The organism is Akkermansiaceae bacterium, from assembly GCA_024233115.1.
Lineage (GTDB): Bacteria > Verrucomicrobiota > Verrucomicrobiia > Verrucomicrobiales > Akkermansiaceae > Oceaniferula.
The window spans coordinates 193,842-212,995 of the sequence record JACKQB010000005.1 but is presented as its reverse complement, the minus strand read 5'-3'; the positions used below and the strand labels follow the sequence as shown (position 1 = coordinate 212,995).

Below are 19,154 nucleotides of genomic sequence, written 5' to 3'. Positions count from 1 at the left end.
TGTGCATATTCTCTCTCCCCATCCAAGTCCTTTAAAATCAACGGCTCGCAAAGTTTTACTTCATTTTTCTTGATATCCGCCCACATGTTGGGGTAATAATCACCCCTGCATACCACATGTAGTTTATTGATCGCTTATTTTTCAAGCTTCAATCACCCTTACCACCCGTATTTTCCACCTTTATCACGCCCAACACCCGTATTAAAATGTCCGTTCCTCCCATCACCGCCCCCGCGCCTCAAACCGCCTTACAAGCAACAAAAAATCCATCCACCAAGAGCATGCCGCAGCCCGCTTCGACACCTAACAAGGGTCTTGTTTTCAGTGCATCATTCGCCACACCAGGCGTTTCTCCCTTTGATGAAATCGAGTGGTCCAACCGCACCGCGGAAATCACCGACGACTCGGGTGGCATCATGTTCCGCCAGGAAAACGTCGAGGTCCCCGCCTCCTGGTCCGAGCTGTCCACCAAGATTGCTGTCTCCAAGTATTTCTACGGTGACATCACCCAGGGCACCGACCCCCACCAGGGGGGACGTGAAAACTCGGTTCGACAGATGATCCACCGTGTTACCCGCACCATCACCGACTGGGGCATGCAGGACGGCTATTTTGCCGACGATCAATCCGCCGAAACCTTCTACAACGACCTGACCTGGCTCTGCCTGAACCAGCACGGCGCATTCAACTCGCCGGTGTGGTTTAACGTCGGTCTCTATCAGCAATACGGCATCGGCAAGGACGCCGGCCAAGGCACCTGGCACTGGAGTGAAACCGCGGGCGAAGCCGTGCGTGCCAAGACCCAGTATGAATACCCGCAAGGGAGTGCCTGTTTCATCCAGGGGGTCGAGGACAACATGGAGGACATCATGCAGCTCGCCAGCTCTGAGGCGATGCTGTTCAGAAATGCGGCTCCGGCATAAGCCGGATCTCTCCACCCCTGCGCTCCACCCGCGAGAAACTCTCAGGCGGCGGCGCGCCCCTCAGGTCCCCTTTCCTTCCTCCGCGTTTACGACCGTGTCGCCAATGTGGTGAAATCCGGCGGCAAAACCCGCCGCGCCGCCAAGATGAACACGCTCAAGGACTGGCATCCGGACATCGAGGAGTTCATCGAGGCCAAGACCATCGAGGAGAAGAAAGCCTGGGCGCTCATCGAGCAGGGCTACGACGGTTCCTACAACGGCGATGCCTACGGTTCCGTCATGTTCCAGAACGAGAACCTCTCGATCCGCACCAGTGACGAGTTCATGCGCGCCGCGGTCGATGGCAAAGACTACTGGACCCGCAATGTCAGTGATGGCCAGCCGTGCGAGAAGAAGAGCGCCCGCGCGCTGCTCCGCAAGATCGCCGAGGGCACATGGACCTGCGGCGACCCCGGCATGCAGTTCGACACCACCATCCACACATGGCACACCTGCAAGGGCAGCGGACGCCAACACTCGACGAATCCCTGCTCGGAATATCTTTTCCTCAACGACACCGCCTGCAATCTCGCCTCGCTCAACCTCGTCCGCTTCCGGAAAGCCGACGGCGGCTTCGACACCGAGCGTTTCCAGGCGGCCGTGCGACTCTTCATCGTCGCCCAGGAGATCCTCGTCGACCGCGCCAGCTATCCCATCAAACCGATCGCGGAAAACTCGCACGCCTTCCGCACCCTCGGCCTCGGCTACGCCAACCTCGGCGCCCTGCTGATGAGCTACGGCCTGCCCTACGACCCGATGAGGCCCGCACTCTGGCAGCCTCGATCACCGCCGTCATGTGTGGCACCGCCTACGAGCAAAGCGCCGAGCTCGCCGCCGCCACCGCCCCCTTCCCCGGCTACCACGATGCCCGCTACGGCGGTAACATGCACCCGGAGGAAGCCTCCACCAGAAGCCGATGTTAGAAGTCATCGATCGGCACAAGTCGATGCTTGAACACATCGAGCCATCGGAGCGCTTTGCCAACATCCAGAAAGCCGCCAAAGCATCCTGGGATGCCGCCAGCTCGAAAGGTCGTCGCTACGGCTACCGCAATGCCCCAGTCACCGTGCTCGCCCCCACCTAAGCACCATCGGCTTCCTGATGGACTGCGACACCACCGGTATTGAACCCGACATCGCGTTGGTGAAATACAAGCTGTTAGCCGGCGGCGGCATGTTGAAAATCGTCAACCAAACCGTCGCCCCGGCCCTGAAACACCTCGGCTACGATGAACAGGAAATCAAATCCATCCTCGCCCACATTGAAAAAGTCGACACCATCGAGGACGTCGTCGACGAACAGACCGGCACGACCGTTTACAGCGGCCTCAAGCCCGAGCATCTGGATGTATTCGACTGCGCCTTCAAGGCCAACCTCGGCCAGCGCAGCCTGCACTACCGCGGCCACATCCGCATGATGGCCGCCGTCCAGCCCTTCCTCTCCGGCGCCATTTCCAAAACCGTCAACATGCCCGAGAACGCAACGGTTGAAGACATCATGGAAACTTACGTGGAAGGATGGAAACTCGGCCTCAAGGCGATCGCCATCTACCGCGACGGCTCGAAACGCTCCGCCCCGCTCAATACCAAGAAAACCGACGGCATGGGCGGCAAAACCTCCACCGTCAGCGTCGATGCCGAACACATCGCCAAGCTCGAGCAGGGCCTTGCCCAGCTCGCCATGGAGAATGAAAAACTCAAGCACCAGGCCGACCAGCCTGTCCGGAGGGGTATGCCGGAGACGCGCGACTCCAAGACCCACAAGTTTGACGTCGCCGGCCACGAGGGATACATCACCGTGGGCCTCTACCCCGACGGCACCCCCGGTGAACTCTTCATCCAGATGGCCAAGGAGGGCAGCACCATCGGCGGCCTCATGGACACCACCGCCACCCTGACCTCGATGGCGCTGCAATACGGCATGCCGTTAGAGCAGTTGGTGCAGAAATTCGCCTACCAGCGTTTCGAACCCAGCGGCTTCACCAAGAACCCGGACATCAGGCAGGCCTACTCGCTCACCGACTACGTCTTCCGCTGGATGGGCTGCACCTTCATCCCCGGCTACCGCGAAAGCACCTCGCCCAACCACAACCAGGTGGAACTCCCCATGCCCGAGATTGAGGACATGGAAAAGAAAGCGGTCAACCGCCCCGTGCCCGAGCTCACCCGTCAAAGTGAACCCGCCAAACAGCCGGTCGGGGACCACGACCGGGTCGCCATCGCCCTCGGCAACGCCTACATGGAAACCCCCTGCTCCAACTGCGGCAGCGACAAAGTCATCCGCGCCGGCGCCTGCGGCTGCTGCACCGAGTGCGGCACCAGCCAGGGCTGCAGTTAGAACCGCCCCTCATCGAGGGATCATTGTTGTGGTCAGAATACCCATCCTTCCGGGGGAGGAGGATGGGTTCTGGTGCTAAACATCATCCAGAGACACTGTAGATTTATCCTCTCTTAAATGCTATTATATTGCCACTTTACGACCCACCAATCTCCATGAATTAGCTCTTGTTTTGTGGGAAAAAGATAGTATTTTTTCCCACAAACAAAACTCGACAATGCCCCGTCAATCCATTCAAAATAAATCACTTTCGAGAATATACGGAAAAGGCAGGGGTTGGGTATTCACTCCAAAACGATTTTTGGACCTAGGTCCTCGCAAATCCGTCGATATGGCCCTGTCTCGACTTACCTCGGCTGGTACGATACGCCGTTTGGCTAGAGGACTCTACGACTACCCTAAAAAACACCCCAAGCTCGGCCTACTTAGCCCCAGTCCAGATGCCATTGCCAAGGCCCTGATCGAGCGTGATGAAATCCGCCTACAGCCATCCGGAGCCTACGCGATGAATCTACTCGGACTCTCTCAACAAGTACCCGCCCATATCGTCTATCTCACAGACGCCATCACCCGTACGGTCCAAGTCGGAAATCAAAAAATCCACTTGGTTCGTAGCAGCCCAAGGATGATGACAACGGCTGGAACCATCTCTGGACTGGTAATCCAAGCCCTACGCTACATGGGAAAAGATAAGGTATCTGAACAAGCCCTCACCATCCTCAGGAAAACGTTGTCAGATGAAGACAAGCAACGTCTCAGAAGAGACCACATTCATGCCCCCACATGGATGCATCCTCATCTGTTTTCTATCACCCAAGACATAAGCTCATAGCCTTCATGGACAAACTCGCTCAACAATCCGCAGAAGAACGTCGTGCCTATTTTCAAGAAGCTGCAGCAAAGTTGAGCCTGCCACCTCATGTCGTCGAGAAAGATTTCTGGGTGTGCTGGACACTCAAACACCTCTTCGTTCTGGAATGCGTAAGGGGTAATCTGCTGTTTAAGGGCGGAACCTCTCTCTCCAAAGTTTATGGACTGATCCATAGGTTTTCCGAGGATATCGATCTTTCAATTCATCGGGCAAGCCTCGGATTCGAGGGAGACACCGATCCTGCAAACACTGAACTCTCCAACAATGCCAGAAAACGTCAAAACGTGGCACTGACTCTGGCTGCAAGAGATTTGGTTCAGGGAGATATTAGAGAGGAGTTAGAAAAATTAATGCACAACCTGCTGGGAAACGCTGAATACTCACTGATACCAGATGAAACGGACCCTGACGGGCAATCACTTGCCTTTTTCTATCCCTCCACAAGCATCACACTCGGAGCAAACTCCTATCTCCGTCCTTCCGTAAAAATTGAGTTTGGCGCACGCTCAGACCACTGGCCCTCGGAAACCAGAACCCTCCAGCCATACCTCAGCGAGGCGATTCCCGATGCCCTTGAGCAAGCTCACGTAGAGGTTAAATCAATGAAAGCCACACGCACCTTCTGGGAAAAGGCCACGATCCTGCATCAGATGGCACATCTACCGGATGGCAAATCGTTCCCAGTGCGTTATTCCCGCCATTACTCCGATCTAGCCGCCATGATTAAAGCCGGTATCGGTGAGGAAGCTGCCGGGCACGATGGCCTGCTCCAAGCCGTCGTGGATCACAAAACCTCCTTCTACCGCTCAGCCTGGGCCAGCTACGAAACAGCCAACCGAGGGGCACTCCGCCTCATCCCCACCGATGACCACCTGGCAGAACTCGAATCCGATCTTGGTTCAATGCGGGAAATGTTTTTTGGCGTGCCTCCACAGCTGGACGACATTTTGACAACCCTCCGCAATTGGGAAACCCATTTCAACCAGACCATCCAGAGGGAAGACACCAGACACTAACAGCCTGCATTGCAGGCGTTTTCCCATTGGCTGCATCCTCCCGCGCCTGCGGCTGCAGTTAGAACCGCCCCTGGAGTGCGGACGGCTTGCCTCCGCTCTGCGGCTGGCCCCGACTTGTCGGGGCGCGGCGGGGTTTCATCGTGCAGGGTTTCATCGTCCCGGAAGCCAAGATAAAGTGCGGCTGGCGCCGAAAGAATAGTCGGCAAGCCGACTCAGGAAAAAGCGGTGGCAATGCACGATCGACTGGCCAGCCCGACGGAGGAGGAGGGCTGCTGTCCAGCATGGCGTGAGTGGACGAGGGCAAGCCACACGCACTCCAGAGCGGAGGCCCCGGTTTAGTCCATCGGCTGCCAGACGCGGCGTTTCTGGCGGGCGTTGAGGATGATCAGGGAGAAGAACGCGATCAGCACCAGGGAGACGGAGATAAGCAGACCCTCGACGATGGTGGTGAGGTAGGTGAAGAGAAAACCCGGAGGGGCGCTGTCTCTGACGACAGAGTTGAAATCCAGGCCGACGAACTGGCCTCCGATGGCGGTGATGAGGAGTGCCGCGTAGCCGAACCAGAAGTCCGCGGTGAAGACCATCGTGGGCGCGGGCTCCGCCGTATCGATGTCCAGCCCGATGAGCGGGATGAGCAGGGGCAGGCCGACCAGGGAGATGATCATGCGGATGCGGGTGCCCAGCCTGACGGACCTGCCGACCAGGCCGCCGTGTATTTTTCCGTAGAGAGGACTGGCGGTGACGGCGGTGTAGGCCATGACGAAGGTGGCGACACCCGCCAGCATGGCGGCGATGCTGGCCAGGGTGTTGAAATACGTCAGGGCGATGCAGAAGCTGGGCAGGGCGGTCAGGCCGCAGTGGATACTCCAGTAGCGGAGCTGCCCGGGCCAGGTGGATGCGGGGATGTCCATGCCTGGTGAAGCTGCCTGACGGAGCTTGTGTTGTCAGGCTAAAAAAGCGACGACTCCGCGCCGCAGACCGACAACCCGTCTCTGCGGCGGATTGCCGATGCAACGGATTGCCGATGCGGCGGATGTTTTCCCTGGTCGCACCGTTATTTTCTGCGGCGCAGTATGAAGGCCACGGCACCGAGGCCCAGGAGGGCCATGGCCGAGGGTTCAGGCACGGCAGTCAGCGTGATGTCATCAAACTTTGATGCTGCATAACTTGAGGTCACGTTATCGTAGTCCAGACGAATCTGCCATTGGGTAGCCGTGGCATGGGTCGTATGCACATCGTTAATGACCAATTGAAATGCTGGCCACGCTGAGGAGCTTGTCGAGTCGGTGACTGAAAAAACCTCGGCGTCCGAGGCATCCAGGAGGGAGAGTGTGACCTTTGCGATATCAGAACCATCGCCTGCGAAGTAGCCATCAAGCTGGAGAGTATTCTCGGTGAAGCTGATCGCTCCCTTTTGAAGCAGATCGCCATCGCCTATAGTGCGAACTTTCACATACCTACTCCCGGGAACCCGGCTGCCAGTGTCATTGTAAACCCGGTAACTACCCACGCCAGACCATCCCGTGGGATCGCCGATGTCCCCTGTTTGGGCTTCAAAGTCACCATTGATGACCGGGATGATCGTGACAGCCTGTGATTCACCGGCACCGAGCAGAATGCTGCCGGCAGCCACGCATGCGATATGCATAAACTTGTTCATATTCGTTGGGTTTTTCATTCTAGTTTTTGATCTATAGAACGTTTCATGGCTATCTATGAAGCGACAAACACTGCGTCAACCCAAAAATTCTCTCTACAACTCTCAATCGATTTCTAACGAGCAATACAAGCCACTTGGTCGGTGCGATGCATGGGCTTGACTGACTTTCAGGGAGTGTCGATGGGCTAAAGACGCAGAGGATCAGCGTGTTCTATCACCTTGGAAACAACGCGGATCCACGCTGCTGACCTCTTCATGACGGCTATGGTACGACTGCCTTTGATCTGCTTCTCGATCCTGCCGCAAAGACCCTGAAGAAAATCATTTGAGAATATCCTTGGCATGGGGCCAAGCTCAACCTATATAAGAAACGATTCACATGATACTCGCCATGGGAATACCGTGCGTTACTGGACGCATTCCTTTGATGCCGTATTTCCCGCGACGAAACATGCGCTTCACCACTAAAAACAAACCCATGACTATGAAAACAAAATACCGTATTGTCGTCCTGTCGCTGAATGCGCTGGGACTGTGCGCCACCGCACATGGTGCCGTGCTTTTCTCCGATAATTTTAACGCAGCCGATGACACCTTGAATGATGCCGACCTTACCGGGCGCCGGGGAGGCACCCTGGCAAGCTCCATCAAGCTTAGCTCAGCCAAAGTACAGCAAAACATCGCCGGTAATCAACTCAGTATGGTTGACGCTGCCAGTGGTAACGGCAGGGTCCGTTTTAATAATGACGGCTCTTCGGGTTGGTTTGACTGGTCGGCGGGAAGCGCAGGCACCGATATCATCACGGCCGGCGGCTTCAGGGTGGAGTTCGACTTCACCCCCGTCAACACGACGGCGTCCACCTGGGTGGCTTTTGCTGCCGGATTCTACAACGGGGCTCCAGTTGGAGAGCCTGGTGCGCGTTTAACCGATGGGGACACCGATTCTGCCATGCTGCACCGTTGCAATGGCGGCACGCAAATCTTTGACAGTGGATCGAGCACTTCCGGTGGCAGCGTCACAGCCACCGCCGGCCCCCGCAAGGTCGTGCTGACCTACGGCTTCACAAGCTGGGCTGATGGATCGACGGTTGACTTCCTGGCTACGGTCGATGGTATCACGGTGGCGGACACCTCGTTTCAATGGAACAACAACGATGCCGGAGAGGTTAATTTCGAATTGGAAACCAATCAAACCGGTATGCTCATCGACAATCTCGTCGTCAGTACGGTTCCCGAGCCTTCCAGTGCCGCACTGCTCGGGCTTGCGGGGCTTGCAATGACCTTGCGTCGCCGTCGCTAACGGCGTCGCCGTTTTCCAGGCATTCCTGCAATAGCCGCCCGGCATGGACCGGGCGGCCATTTGATAGATTCCAAAAACGTCACCTGGCTCGGACTTGTGCTCCAGCCAGCCTGGTTATCCGTTTGATTGTTGATAAGCGCAGGTTCAGCGAATGTGGAGGAAAATGGAGCAGATGCACTCTTTCCATGCCGCCACCCTATCTGGGTCATTTTGTTGGGGTTTTATATTTGACCTGGGACGGGTTTTTAATAATATGTCCCGATGGTTGATAAACCACCGCAAAATGACTGCCTTCCTTTCTGTTCAGGCGATTGCCCTGGCGTCCAGTTACGGGGTCGTATTGGCCACGAATAGTTTTACCACTGTTCGCGATGCTTCCGCGACCAATTTGGACGGACATACGGGCACCACTGGCGCGCATTCAGCCTGGACATTCACCGGCGGCAGCTTCACTGGGGACGGGGTGTTCACCAGCACCGTTAACTATAGAATCACTAACGCTGATGGAGGTACTATCGATAACACATCACGGGCATTAAGCCCCAATATCAATGTCGACAACACAGGTCCTTGGACGATCACCTGGTCTCTTACCACAGGCTCCTCGGATCTCAACGTCAGCGACTTCAGCTTCGATAGCTACCGCACCAACAGTGGCAGAGCGCTCCAGAGCGGCAATGGCGACCACACTAACTTATTCACGGCAATATTCGATATTAAAACCGGAGGTTCTTCCATTCTAGGATCTGCGGTCAGTCAAAGTATTTCCACTGATGGTCCCACGGCAGCGGCTGGTGTGGACAGTGTCCTTTCCCTTGCCGGCACTACACTCAACGCCAACACCACCTATGATTTCAGCTTCACAGCCTCTCCCCTGGCTAATATTGGTGGCTACTACGTGGATGTCGACACCTTCAGCATCAATGGTGACGTTGTCCCTGAACCGTCTAGTTCGAGTCTTCTTGGATTGGCGGCCTTATGCATCATGCTCAGACGCCGTAGGGATTAATCCACCCACCACCTCATTACATCTGCTTTTGATACTTCGTCGAAAGCAGATTTTTTACGTACAACCGAATGGGCGCATTCGGGGGAAGGTGCCATAAAGGGACCGAGCTGTGATATTGGGAGAGCTCCGCTGTATACATATCTCAAAAACCAGCAGAATCCCTCTTAGCGGAACAACCCTGTGATGATTGGTGCAATATGGCGCAGTCACACTCGCGCCTCCCCGTTAACTTCATGAACCCGCCCATACCATGCCACGGAACAGGGTTCCAGACGACGGGTTTGGCTCCAGTTAACGTTTGCGGCGGAGCAGGGTAAGCACGCCACCGAGTCCGAGGAGCAGGGTGGATGTTGGTTCCGGGATAAGTGTGACGGAACCGTTGTCGATCACCAGATCGCTGAAATGGGTGTTACCGGTTGTTGCCGTGTAGCCATAAAGGCGAACCTCGACTTCATCTGTGATGCCGTCCCACTGGCTGCCGGAGAAGGTAACGGAGTATGTGTGTGTACTTGTGTTTGTGTAGTTGCCCGCAGAGCCAATCTGGTCGGAGGCAGAAAGGTCGTTGTCATTGGCCGGGGCGACAACGGCCGTGAAGGCGTAGTCTTGTGGCGCCGCACTGCCATTACGGCGCAGCGTTGTGGAGAGGGTGGCACCGTTGAGGTTCAGCTGATATCCACTAGCAGCCTGGATGAAAAAAGAGAAATAGCGGTTGCCATTGATGGCGTTCGTGAGGTTGCCAGGGCTGCCGCCTCCCCAGTTGCTGAGATTCAGATCGTTGGTGGCGGCGCCTCCACTAACGGTGAAGTTTAAGACCGAGTCGTTTTTCACATTGATGCCCTCGACCAAGGTCAGATTGGGGTCGATGGTGTCTGTGGTTGTGATCTCGAAACTGGATTTAGTATGAGAGGAAGAGCCATCGACGCCGGAGAAATCAAAATCAATGATGGTAGCGGCATGGGCGGAGCCGATTGCAAATGGCAACAGGGGTAAAAGTGCGAAGAATTTCAAGGACATATCATCTAAGTTTAAAGGCAACCCAGGCGCACTCGTCAAGTGCAAATTTCAGTATGGGTGACCTGGGCGATCAAGCTCGGGAGAAATTAACAAAGAGAGTTTTGATGAGACCGCGAAATACGCGAAATTTGCATATCCTGATACCTTACACAGAGCAACTCTCAATGAGGGTTTCGGTAAGGTCTGTAGAAATGCACCTGAAAACATCCTCTTTTTCGCGTGTTTGGTATTTCGCGGTAAAAAACCCCGAGCTTGATCGCCCAGTATGGGTGACTGGCCGACCAAGCACGGGATGATTGACCCATTCGCATCAATCATACAATGGAACCATCGTCTATGATTGGGCTGGTGTAGGTCATCATACTGAAAACACTCCACTACCAAAGCAAACGACCCCGGTTTCGCGGGGCCGTTTAAATCATTCTGGGAAGAGTTCTTTAGCGCGTATTAGCGCCGGCGGCGGCCGAGTGCCATCATGCCACCGAGTCCAAGAAGAACCATGCTGCCAGGCTCGGGAACACCGGTGAAACGCACTCTCGTCAATCCGGCGTAGTTACTTCCGTCGTAGTTGCTGTCAAGCTCAAGCCTCACTTTCCGGACGCCAGCGGTGTCTGCAAAGTCAACGATCTCGCCGGGCATGAAATTTTGAGCCACCGCCTGCGCAATGATAATGTCGTTGAAGGTTGCAATCGTACCACCACCACTATCGAGAAGCACCATGTCAAACTGCTTGAAGCCGCGTGACACCTCACCTGGATATGAGGCGAGGGGCTGGTAATTCCATACGACCATGGTTTCCAAGGTATAATCACCACCGAGGTCAAACTCGATATAGACGCCTGCCGGTGCTTCGTTCGCATGCCAGAATTCATTGAAGCTTCTGGTATACGTGTAGGTATGTAAGTTGGCTGCTGTGGTGGAGCCATCGAAACTCATCCCGGAGTCGGAGATGGTCAGTTCGGCCTGGCGGTATGCCAAAGGATAACTTGATGATGCCATGACTGCCGTGGGAGTGATCACCGCACTTGCCTGCGCCATTCCCACCATCAAAGGCAATGCCAATAATATACTAATTCCTTTCATCTCGTATTGTATGCTTATGTGTGCTGATTGTCTGTTGTATCTCGTCATCGAGCTTTGGTTGCCATGGCGGCTGACCGTCTGTCCACCCAGCTAGCTTCAAGAACTATGACTTATGCCGCCCGGAAATGACAAGAAAAAAGCCGGAAAATTATACGGGGGAAACAAGCACCTATACCCGTGTTGAAACAGTAAAGCGCTCACCGGTGCCGGCAATGAGCGGGTGGGGAGGCCAGGGCTGTCGTTGCCGGTTTTCCCCGAGCGGCCCTAGCTATCGTGCTACCACCTCAACGGCGGCGGCGCGTATGGGCGGCCGATGCCCACACGCTTGTTCGCTTCTCGTCTGGCCCGATTATCGACTACGTCTTGTCAGCAAGGCAAGCCCACCAAAGCCAATCCGTAAAAATCATAGAACATGGTGGGTTGGGAAAATGAAATGTGAAACCCCACATAGTTGACGTGATCCAGATTCGCCCCCTGTTCCACGCTCTGTCGTGGATCGGCCTCAATACGGGTCATCAGATACACTTGATCCATGGCCGTGGCAGGAGTGGAAGCATTCGGCGATGAGAAAACCGTCCCCGTGAAGTCGCCCCCTGCTTGAGCGGGAGAGCTTTGATGGGAAATTCCGTGATTGTTGCCAGGATTGCCTGTGCCACCAGTGATGACAGACCCTTGCATTACCGTTCCATTCGCCAGCGTGATTCCGCCAGGCTGTAGCGACTCGCCAAAAGAATACAGGTAATTTTGGGAATGGGCAGCCTGAACGAGTAAAAAGCTCAGAATTGTATGGGCTATTGTTTTATTCATGTTGTTAGTTGTTGTTTAGGGTGATTGGCGTGATTTGAGGCATCTCGCCAGGGCCTTGGTTATCATCATTTCCAATTGCTGGAAATTTGCTTCTTGGACAAGTGCGGAGGAGCTGTCATGGGGTGTTACGAGAGTCGGGCGGGAATAGCGGGAGGCTAATAAGGAGTCCTAAAATCAGAATTGCGATTGACTGCCCCATGAAAGAGCAAAGGGGCGGGCTGCTACCCACTTTGTCAATATTGACTGATTTTTCATCAAGCTTAAACATTTAGCATCCTAACATTCCGTGCCAAGTAAATTTTTTACCACAGTTATTTGCCCGAGCCTGGCACTTCTGATGGTGTGACGACTGTTGTATGATTGGTTGATGCAAAAAAAACGGGTCATACAAAAATGGTGCGTAAAGGTGATAAGCCATACCAACCGGGCATCTAACGCTCACGACACTTACGAATGCACCACCTGAAAATCAAATCCTGTCCACTTGGCTAAAACATACACTCATGACAATTCTCCCCCTGTTAACCAGCAGTATATGCGCAGCTTTACGCAATATGTGCAGAGTGCATTTTTAAAAATAAGCTAGATCACCTCCACTGACAACATACGGCGAAACCTCGTGGTGAACATGAAGATACAGATGTTATCCCGCCGGGGGGGGAGAGATGCCTAAAACTGTTCAAACATCACCACACCCGGAATGAGAATGCACAACATAGAGGTTTGGTATTGCTATTCCACAGCAATACCAATGCGGAAAAAGTGGTCGGTGGTCCAAATGTTAGGTGTGGAGAGCTCCATGATACCGCCGTTACCAATCACCCTGGGAGAGGTGAGCGGGGTCCAGCTGCCGGGTTGCAGCGTGGTCGAGGTTTCGAGCCAGTAGAGTCGGTTGGCCGATGTGGTGCCAAAGCTGAAAAGAACCGTATCCTCGTGTTGGAAGGTGATGACTGTTAATAGGGAGGCCTTGTCGTTCGGATCGGTGTCCGAGACGTATTCAAAGTAACTGCCGCGACCGTCTTCATCGATGTCCGTATCGGCATCGGCAAGGGTCAGGCTTTTATAATGGAAGCTCTCCCACCAGTCGGGAACCCCATCGCCGTCATCGTCTCCTGCGAGGGGATTGGGAATGCCGTGCAGGGCCATCATGGCATGGCCGTCGTAGGAGCCGCCGACAAAGCGGCCGGAACTACCCCCGACGGGTGGTGTGTAGACTGAGTAGTCCGCCGAGTCATAACCATCATAGCCTCCGCTGCCAACAAAGCGTCCATACTGGCCACCAACGGGCTGTGTGTAAGCGGTGTAAACCGCGCGATCGACCCCGTCACCTGAGCCGCCAAAAAATCGGTCGTCAGGAGCGGCGGTGATCATCCAGGGGGCCGCGATGGTTGCCCACAATATCATCGATGTTTTCATGACTGTTATGGGTTGGGGGCTGTGCGAACACCACGGGCACCGGATTCCGCGTTCTCGGCTGTCGTATTGCCATCGTTTCGGTGAGACGTGCGGGCAGCTTGCCAGCCGGCATAGAAGCTACTACCTCTTCTCGCATACGCGTAACTGCTGTCTGGCCACTGGTTTCCATAGCCAGTGTATTCATCACCATCGCCATGCGCCCCCGAAAACGGGAGTCCCTGTGATCTGGCTACAGAGACAACAAATTCCCAAAGGTTGCCGCCAAGTTCCATCACCCCGTAGTATCCGGCTCCTGCCTGCTCCCGGGTGGTTGTGTCGGTTGCAAAGATGCCAGCCCGCACAGGCCCTGACACACCCTCGGAGAGATGTGCGTTAGTGTTGGTGGGAATTGCTGTTTCAGTGCCGCTGCCATCCGTGCCGTCGAAGCCTGTGATGTTAGTGACGGTGGTATTACCCCACGGGAATTCATTGACCCAGGGTTGTTTTTGTCCCCGGCATACCTTTTCGTATTCGAGTTCCGTCATCGGGCGCAGCCCCGCCCAGTCGAGATATGTCAGTGCCCGGTTCAAGCTGCCGATATAGCTACAGGCACGGTCGGGTGCCGCAGATTCATAGCCGCCGCCAGCAGCTGCCGTGATGGTATGACGATAGTTGCTTTGTGCAGGAAAATAAGACCCCGCAATACCAGGATCTAACAAATTCAGAAAATCAACATATTGACCTTCGGTGATTTCATACTTCATGCAGTAGAAAGCCTTGTAGCCTTTGGGAAAGTCGACGGGAAGGGAGCCATGGGTGATGGCACCAGTGGCATTGAGGTTTCCAGTCTCAGTCCCCATGGTGATAGCCGCTTCGCTGCCCACAAGATAGGTGGTGTTTGTGTCTGCAGCTGTGTGAAAATGTTGTTGTTCGCTCCCTCCCGAGCCCAGGTGGAAGGCTCCCGTGGGGATGTAAACCATTTCGATACCCATGACGCTGATATCAATATCATCGGCAGACGGGAGACCCGCCGCGGCAATATCGACGTGCAGTTTCATGTCGGTACAGGTCACCGTGCCCGTGCCGGTCGCGTTACGCCTGACAAATGCGCCGGGTCGGGCACCATCACCATCATGAGGGACTTCGATAACAGTTCCTCCAGTGGCGGTGTGTCCCGTCGCGGTGAAGTGTACATGTTTCCAGAGTCCGCCATTTTGACGGTACTTGGCAAAAATCCAAACCGCGTCCCAGTTGGTAACACTGATCGTGCCACCGGCCTCGGTCCATGTTTCATGCCAGGAGTTGTCCCAGCTGAGGGTAAACTGGATATCGGCCTGGCCAGCCGATGGGTTAACAATTGATACGTTGCTAATTTGCAAGTTATTGGCAAGGCCAACAGCGGGTGCGAATGCGATGACGGTAGCAAGGACCCGGATATGTTTGTAAACATACGTTTTCATCCTATCCAAACATAACCATGAGCGCGTCAATAGGCTCGGCAAATCATCCATTTGACTATGCATATATTGCTACCGACGGTGCATGGATTACTTGCAAACCAGCCGTTTGGCGAGCTACCCACAACAGATGGAGGAAAAAGCAAAGATTAAGCCAAATCGGACAACATGGAAGCGGGCACAGAAATGGCGTAGCGGTTAGATAACAGTCACGAGCACTGCAACCAAAAGTCAGAGTGTAACCGCCCGACGCAAAAAACCACCAACGACAGTTGCTGACTTCTATTTGCACCCCTATATTGTTGTTCCAACCACTACATTTTAGGGCAGCAACCGGATGACCGTGGCACCCTCGCGGCTCTCACGTCCATCGGCACGGACGGCGGTGACCTTGAATGTGATCTGCTCAATCTGATTCAGTCCAGAGGCCTTGTAGTCTAAACGGGTATCCTTGACCCCTGTGGCGATCTGCTCATAGCCAGGTGCATTACCGACCGCGCGATACACGTTGTATGACACGGCATCCGCACTACCGGTCCAGGTGAGTCCGACCTGGGTCTTGAGATCCTTGGCAACCTTGAGATCCGAAGGCGCGGCAACGGGAGTGTGGGCCGGAATATTGGTAACGACATAGGTCTGCCCCTTGGCGGATTTGATGCTGACCTGATCGGTTCCTTGGGCCGCAAATTCCACGGTCTGTCCTGTGGCAGTCTTGATAACCGCCTTGGCGACGTTGGGATATCTCAGCTTCATGACACCGCCTACTTTGGAAACTACTTCCAGTCGGCTCGCCTGGCCATTGGACCACTGAGCGGAGACCTCAAAGTTTCCTCGTGCCAGCAGGCCACGATAGCTGCCGTCGTTCCAGGCAGCGGGCAGCGCCGCCAGTGGAGCCACCACGTGGTCCTGACTTTGCAGAAGCATTTCCGCCACCCCGGCGGTGGCGCCGTAGTTTGCGTCGGCCTGGAACAGCGGGCCGCCGCGGTGGTCGTTAAACAGGTTGTGCAGGTAGTTTCCACCGAGCAAATCCTGATAGAAAATGTACGCCTCATCACCATCATGCACACGTGCCCAGAAGGCGATCCGCTCGGCTCGCGCCCAGCCAATATGGCTTTTGCGAGTGCGTAAGGTCAGGGTTTTCTTAACGGCATCAAGCCATGCCGGGGTCGAGTCGTTGATCAACTGGCCCGGGTAAGACCCTAACAGCATGGAGGTGTGTCGGTGGTGGGGGTCGATGCCGCCTTTACCTTTTCCTTTGCCTTTGGCACCGGTGAAGTCGCAATAGTATTCCTCCTGTCGGAATTCCTTGATTTGCCCTGACTTGCCAATCTGGATCGGGTCAAGGAGCGGAAGCTGTTTTTTGTACAATGCCAACCGGCTGTCGGTTCGCCCGAGGATCTTGGCAGCCGTCAGGGTGTTGTGGTGGTTCTCGTAAAACATCTGCTGGTCGAAGGTGGTGCCGACCGTGTCCCGAATCTTTTGCTCCGGCGATGACGACGGCTTGGCGAGCAGGGCACCATCGATCTCCTGGACAAAGCGGGAGGCGAAGTTCGCCTGCTCGTACATCACGGGATAGACGGTGTCGGCGAGTAGCGACTGATCGCGCGTGTAGTCGTAGTAGTCCCAGAACATCTGGGCGATCCAGCCACCGGTGCCAAAACCCGCCACGGGTGACCTCCCGGGAATGTTGTAGGGGTTTGCCCAAAACGGGCCGGACCAACCGTTGTCACCGTTCGGGTCGAGTTGCGAGGGGTGATACTGTTTGATGTACTGCGTGGCATACAAACGTTGCCGGGGTTCGAAGGCTTTGAAGTAGTCGGCATAGGACTCGAACAGTTCCGGCATGTTGGCGCAGAAGACTGGTGCGTAGGCCATCTGCACGTTGGTATCGTGCAGGTACTGGGACGACCACGGAGGTCTGGCATAGACGTTCCAGATTCCCTGAAGGTGGGGCGGAAGCGTGCCTGCCCTGGAGGAGCAAATCAGCATGTAACGTCCGAACTGGAACGCGAGCTCTTCAAGGTAGCGGCTCGAGGCTCCTTTGGGATAGGCGTCGACCAATTCATTGGTCGGGATCGCCGGTTCCTTGGCGCCGAGGTCAAGGCTGACCCGGTCGTAGAGTTCTGTGTAGTCGGCCAGATGGTTCGCTAACAGCTCGTCATAGGACTTTGCAGCCGCAGCGTTCAGGTAGCCACTCACCTTGGCGTGGGGGTGGGGAAAACCTGCGAGTTTCTTGGTCGGCTCATTTGTTAGGAACACCTTGGGGTCGAGCTGGTAGTTGGTGCCTACCGCGATCAGGATCAGTGCGCTGTCGGCATCTGAAACGGTGATCGAATTTTTAGTCGCTTTCAGTTTGCCACCCTTCGGGATGACCTTGAACTGACCTTCAAACTGGATGTTATAATAAGTCATGACACCGGAGAGCGTGATGGTGTCGCCCTTTGCCGATACGGAGCCCTTTTTGCCTTCTCCAATAAAGGGAATGGTAGGCCGCAGGGTGAACGACAGGGATCCCGGCTTCGATGCGCCCAGGCGGATCACCATCACCTTGTCGGGATAGCTGGTGAAGTAGTCCCTCGTGTAATCCACACCGTCCTGCCGGTATTTCACCTGTGAGACGGCTTGGTTCACATTGAGCTCCCGGTGGTACTTGGCATGTTTGTCGTGGCCGAAATCGATATAGACCTCGGCAAAGTTGTTCAGACCCCGGCGTTTGAATCCGGTATTTTTGTCCGCCCAGTCGTAGAGGCTGTTCTCGCTGATCTGGATGCGGTCGGTCACCGGGCCGCCAAACACATTGGCTCCCATGTAGCCATTGCCCATTGGGATCGAGTCATTGACCCAGCCAGCATCGCTGTCCGGAGCGGGCTCATTGTACCACATCCGCAGAGCCTTGCCCGGCATGCCGGTGATCATATCAGATTTCTGCTCCGCAGCCGAGGCCACCAGAGCGAGGTGTATACCGGTCAGTGTGGACACGACCAGGGCAGTTGCCATTACATTGCTTACAAAGCTATGATTCTTCATAAAATTTCACCAGGACCCGCTGTCCCATGCGGGATGTTTATCATACTCGTCCAGCATCGACCAACGCTTTGAGTGGTGCAACCGTAGAAATGTTCGGTTCACAATGCCCTACTTACGAGTAATCCACCCAAAAAGTCAAAATTTTAGCAGCCGAACCATTACACGCAATATTGGTTGGATCATGATTTTTTAACCATCGTGATGCGTCGCTGCCCACCAACCTCCTGCCCCCATGGGGACAGGAACTCTACCCGTCTCTTCTGAAACAAACCTAGTCTGCTAGATAAAAAATCACGGTAAGCAACTGCTAACAACCTTCCTGGGAAATGGGTCAGGGCTGCGCAAATTTCCTGGTCAGATTTTGATGCACCTTACCAAGCATTTGAAAAGCGGGATGCTTGGGAAGCTGTTCGCGCAATGCTGAGGTAGCGGCGGTGAGTTCAAAAAGTGATTGCCGGATCTGATTGTCATGAATGAGGCTCTGTAGCCAGAATACCGCCGCGAGACGGTTGCCGGATTTGACCGGCTTCACAAAGTGCAGCGCGTTGGTGGTATAGGCGAAGGCCTGACCAGCCTGGAGCTTGACTTTTTTGGGGCATCCTTGTGTTTCGACAACCAATTCTCCACCTTCATAGCTATCGAGTTCGCTTAGAAACAAGGTAATGAAGATATCACGCCGCAGTGGGTCACCAAAGGGAGTAAACGCACTATCCACGTGCATCCCGTATTCCATTCCGGGACCATCATTGTTTATCAGAGGAAGCGTCGTGCGGGAAGGTTGCGCCCATGTTTGCAGAAGCTGATGCAGGGAAAGAGCGGTTAGAAGAACCGTATCCAGATCGTTTGCTTCAGTTCCCTCCCTCTCCAACTGCGGGTTATTCTTCGCCTCTCGTGCCGGGCCGAACGCCGTAAGCTTGCCGTCTTCAAATGTGGCTATCGCCAAGGCGTCGCGTATAGCGGCCACCTCCTCCGCGGTCAGGACATCGGGTAGGACAATCATGACGATCTACGACGTGCGAGCAGTGAAGCCGCAATACCCACACCGAGAAGAGCTACCCCGGAAGGCTCTGGAACGGTACCAAAGGTATAATTCACCGAATCCTGACCACCTTCGGTGTATCCAACCAAGATCGAATATTTTCCATCCGCAGGAACAGTGAACTGAAGCGATCCGCCCGCGCTAGGATTGCTACTGCTGTAGGAGGTCACGGCCGAT

Annotated in this window: 14 protein-coding genes and 1 pseudogene; 5 read left to right on the top strand and 10 right to left on the bottom strand. The window is 54.9% G+C overall.

From position 1 onward, the window contains the following. The first annotated feature begins 206 nt into the window (after positions 1-206). The 3 genes and pseudogenes from H7A51_14715 to H7A51_14705 all read left to right on the top strand — a co-directional run bounded on the left by H7A51_14715 (position 207) and on the right by H7A51_14705 (position 5,186). Positions 207-3,299 (top strand): annotated as a pseudogene (locus H7A51_14715) (vitamin B12-dependent ribonucleotide reductase). 217 nt (positions 3,300-3,516) lie between these two features. Continuing rightward, the gene (locus H7A51_14710) at positions 3,517-4,131 is read left to right on the top strand and encodes a hypothetical protein (GenBank protein ID MCP5537471.1); all 615 of its coding nucleotides are present in this window, start codon (positions 3,517-3,519) and stop codon (positions 4,129-4,131) included. Between the two features lie 5 nt (positions 4,132-4,136). After that, the gene (locus tag H7A51_14705; GenBank protein MCP5537470.1) at positions 4,137-5,186 is read left to right on the top strand and encodes a nucleotidyl transferase AbiEii/AbiGii toxin family protein; all 1,050 of its coding nucleotides are present in this window, start codon (positions 4,137-4,139) and stop codon (positions 5,184-5,186) included. Between the two features lie 335 nt (positions 5,187-5,521). Here the strand turns inward: H7A51_14705 and H7A51_14700 are convergent, their stop codons facing one another. Then, positions 5,522-6,097, bottom strand: a complete 576-nt coding sequence (locus tag H7A51_14700) for a hypothetical protein (protein ID MCP5537469.1) — start codon at positions 6,095-6,097, stop codon at positions 5,522-5,524. A gap of 143 nt (positions 6,098-6,240) precedes the next feature. Then, positions 6,241-6,834, bottom strand: a complete 594-nt coding sequence (locus H7A51_14695; protein MCP5537468.1) for a PEP-CTERM sorting domain-containing protein — start codon at positions 6,832-6,834, stop codon at positions 6,241-6,243. Between the two features lie 490 nt (positions 6,835-7,324). Between H7A51_14695 and H7A51_14690 the strand changes: the two genes are divergently transcribed. Both H7A51_14690 and H7A51_14685 read left to right on the top strand, forming a co-directional pair. Next, the gene (locus tag H7A51_14690; protein ID MCP5537467.1) at positions 7,325-8,146 is read left to right on the top strand and encodes a PEP-CTERM sorting domain-containing protein; all 822 of its coding nucleotides are present in this window, start codon (positions 7,325-7,327) and stop codon (positions 8,144-8,146) included. Between the two features lie 283 nt (positions 8,147-8,429). Next, entirely contained in the window at positions 8,430-9,155 is a 726-nt protein-coding gene (locus H7A51_14685) for a PEP-CTERM sorting domain-containing protein (GenBank protein ID MCP5537466.1), read from the top strand. A gap of 291 nt (positions 9,156-9,446) precedes the next feature. Here the strand turns inward: H7A51_14685 and H7A51_14680 are convergent, their stop codons facing one another. The 8 genes from H7A51_14680 to H7A51_14645 form a co-directional block, all read right to left on the bottom strand. After that, the gene (locus H7A51_14680; protein ID MCP5537465.1) at positions 9,447-10,163 is read right to left on the bottom strand and encodes a PEP-CTERM sorting domain-containing protein; all 717 of its coding nucleotides are present in this window, start codon (positions 10,161-10,163) and stop codon (positions 9,447-9,449) included. A gap of 453 nt (positions 10,164-10,616) precedes the next feature. Continuing rightward, a complete protein-coding gene (locus H7A51_14675) occupies positions 10,617-11,252 on the bottom strand; it encodes a PEP-CTERM sorting domain-containing protein (GenBank protein ID MCP5537464.1) in 636 nt (211 codons plus the stop codon). 366 nt (positions 11,253-11,618) lie between these two features. Continuing rightward, positions 11,619-12,059 carry a hypothetical protein gene (locus tag H7A51_14670; protein MCP5537463.1) on the bottom strand — a complete coding sequence of 147 codons (441 nt, stop codon included), beginning with the start codon at positions 12,057-12,059 and terminating at the stop codon, positions 11,619-11,621. A gap of 732 nt (positions 12,060-12,791) precedes the next feature. Further along, a complete protein-coding gene (locus H7A51_14665; GenBank protein MCP5537462.1) occupies positions 12,792-13,475 on the bottom strand; it encodes a hypothetical protein in 684 nt (227 codons plus the stop codon). Positions 13,476-13,480: 5 nt separating this feature from the next. Continuing rightward, positions 13,481-14,914, bottom strand: coding sequence for an SUMF1/EgtB/PvdO family nonheme iron enzyme (locus tag H7A51_14660; GenBank protein ID MCP5537461.1), 1,434 nt, complete (start codon positions 14,912-14,914; stop codon positions 13,481-13,483). Between the two features lie 318 nt (positions 14,915-15,232). After that, entirely contained in the window at positions 15,233-17,938 is a 2,706-nt protein-coding gene (locus H7A51_14655; protein ID MCP5537460.1) for a glycoside hydrolase N-terminal domain-containing protein, read from the bottom strand. A 331-nt stretch (positions 17,939-18,269) separates the two neighbouring features. Further along, entirely contained in the window at positions 18,270-18,938 is a 669-nt protein-coding gene (locus H7A51_14650; protein ID MCP5537459.1) for a Fe2+-dependent dioxygenase, read from the bottom strand. Next, on the bottom strand, positions 18,935-19,147 hold the full coding sequence (locus tag H7A51_14645; GenBank protein ID MCP5537458.1) for a PEP-CTERM sorting domain-containing protein: 213 nt from the start codon (positions 19,145-19,147) through the stop codon (positions 18,935-18,937). Before H7A51_14645 ends, H7A51_14650 begins: the two co-directional genes overlap by 4 nt. Between the last annotated feature and the right edge of the window lie 7 nt (positions 19,148-19,154).

Bases quoted from the DNA above. Each gene is read 5' to 3' on its own strand.
- H7A51_14710 (MCP5537471.1), top strand. From the start codon at position 3,517: ATGCCCCGTCAATCCATTCAAAATAAATCACTTTCGAGAATATACGGA.
- H7A51_14705 (MCP5537470.1), top strand. From the start codon at position 4,137: ATGGACAAACTCGCTCAACAATCCGCAGAAGAACGTCGTGCCTATTTT.
- H7A51_14700 (MCP5537469.1), bottom strand. From the start codon at position 6,097: ATGGACATCCCCGCATCCACCTGGCCCGGGCAGCTCCGCTACTGGAGT.
- H7A51_14695 (MCP5537468.1), bottom strand. From the start codon at position 6,834: ATGCATATCGCATGCGTGGCTGCCGGCAGCATTCTGCTCGGTGCCGGT.
- H7A51_14690 (MCP5537467.1), top strand. From the start codon at position 7,325: ATGACTATGAAAACAAAATACCGTATTGTCGTCCTGTCGCTGAATGCG.
- H7A51_14685 (MCP5537466.1), top strand. From the start codon at position 8,430: ATGACTGCCTTCCTTTCTGTTCAGGCGATTGCCCTGGCGTCCAGTTAC.
- H7A51_14675 (MCP5537464.1), bottom strand. From the start codon at position 11,252: ATGAAAGGAATTAGTATATTATTGGCATTGCCTTTGATGGTGGGAATG.
- H7A51_14670 (MCP5537463.1), bottom strand. From the start codon at position 12,059: ATGAATAAAACAATAGCCCATACAATTCTGAGCTTTTTACTCGTTCAG.
- H7A51_14665 (MCP5537462.1), bottom strand. From the start codon at position 13,475: ATGAAAACATCGATGATATTGTGGGCAACCATCGCGGCCCCCTGGATG.
- H7A51_14660 (MCP5537461.1), bottom strand. From the start codon at position 14,914: ATGAAAACGTATGTTTACAAACATATCCGGGTCCTTGCTACCGTCATC.
- H7A51_14655 (MCP5537460.1), bottom strand. From the start codon at position 17,938: ATGAAGAATCATAGCTTTGTAAGCAATGTAATGGCAACTGCCCTGGTC.
- H7A51_14650 (MCP5537459.1), bottom strand. From the start codon at position 18,938: ATGATTGTCCTACCCGATGTCCTGACCGCGGAGGAGGTGGCCGCTATA.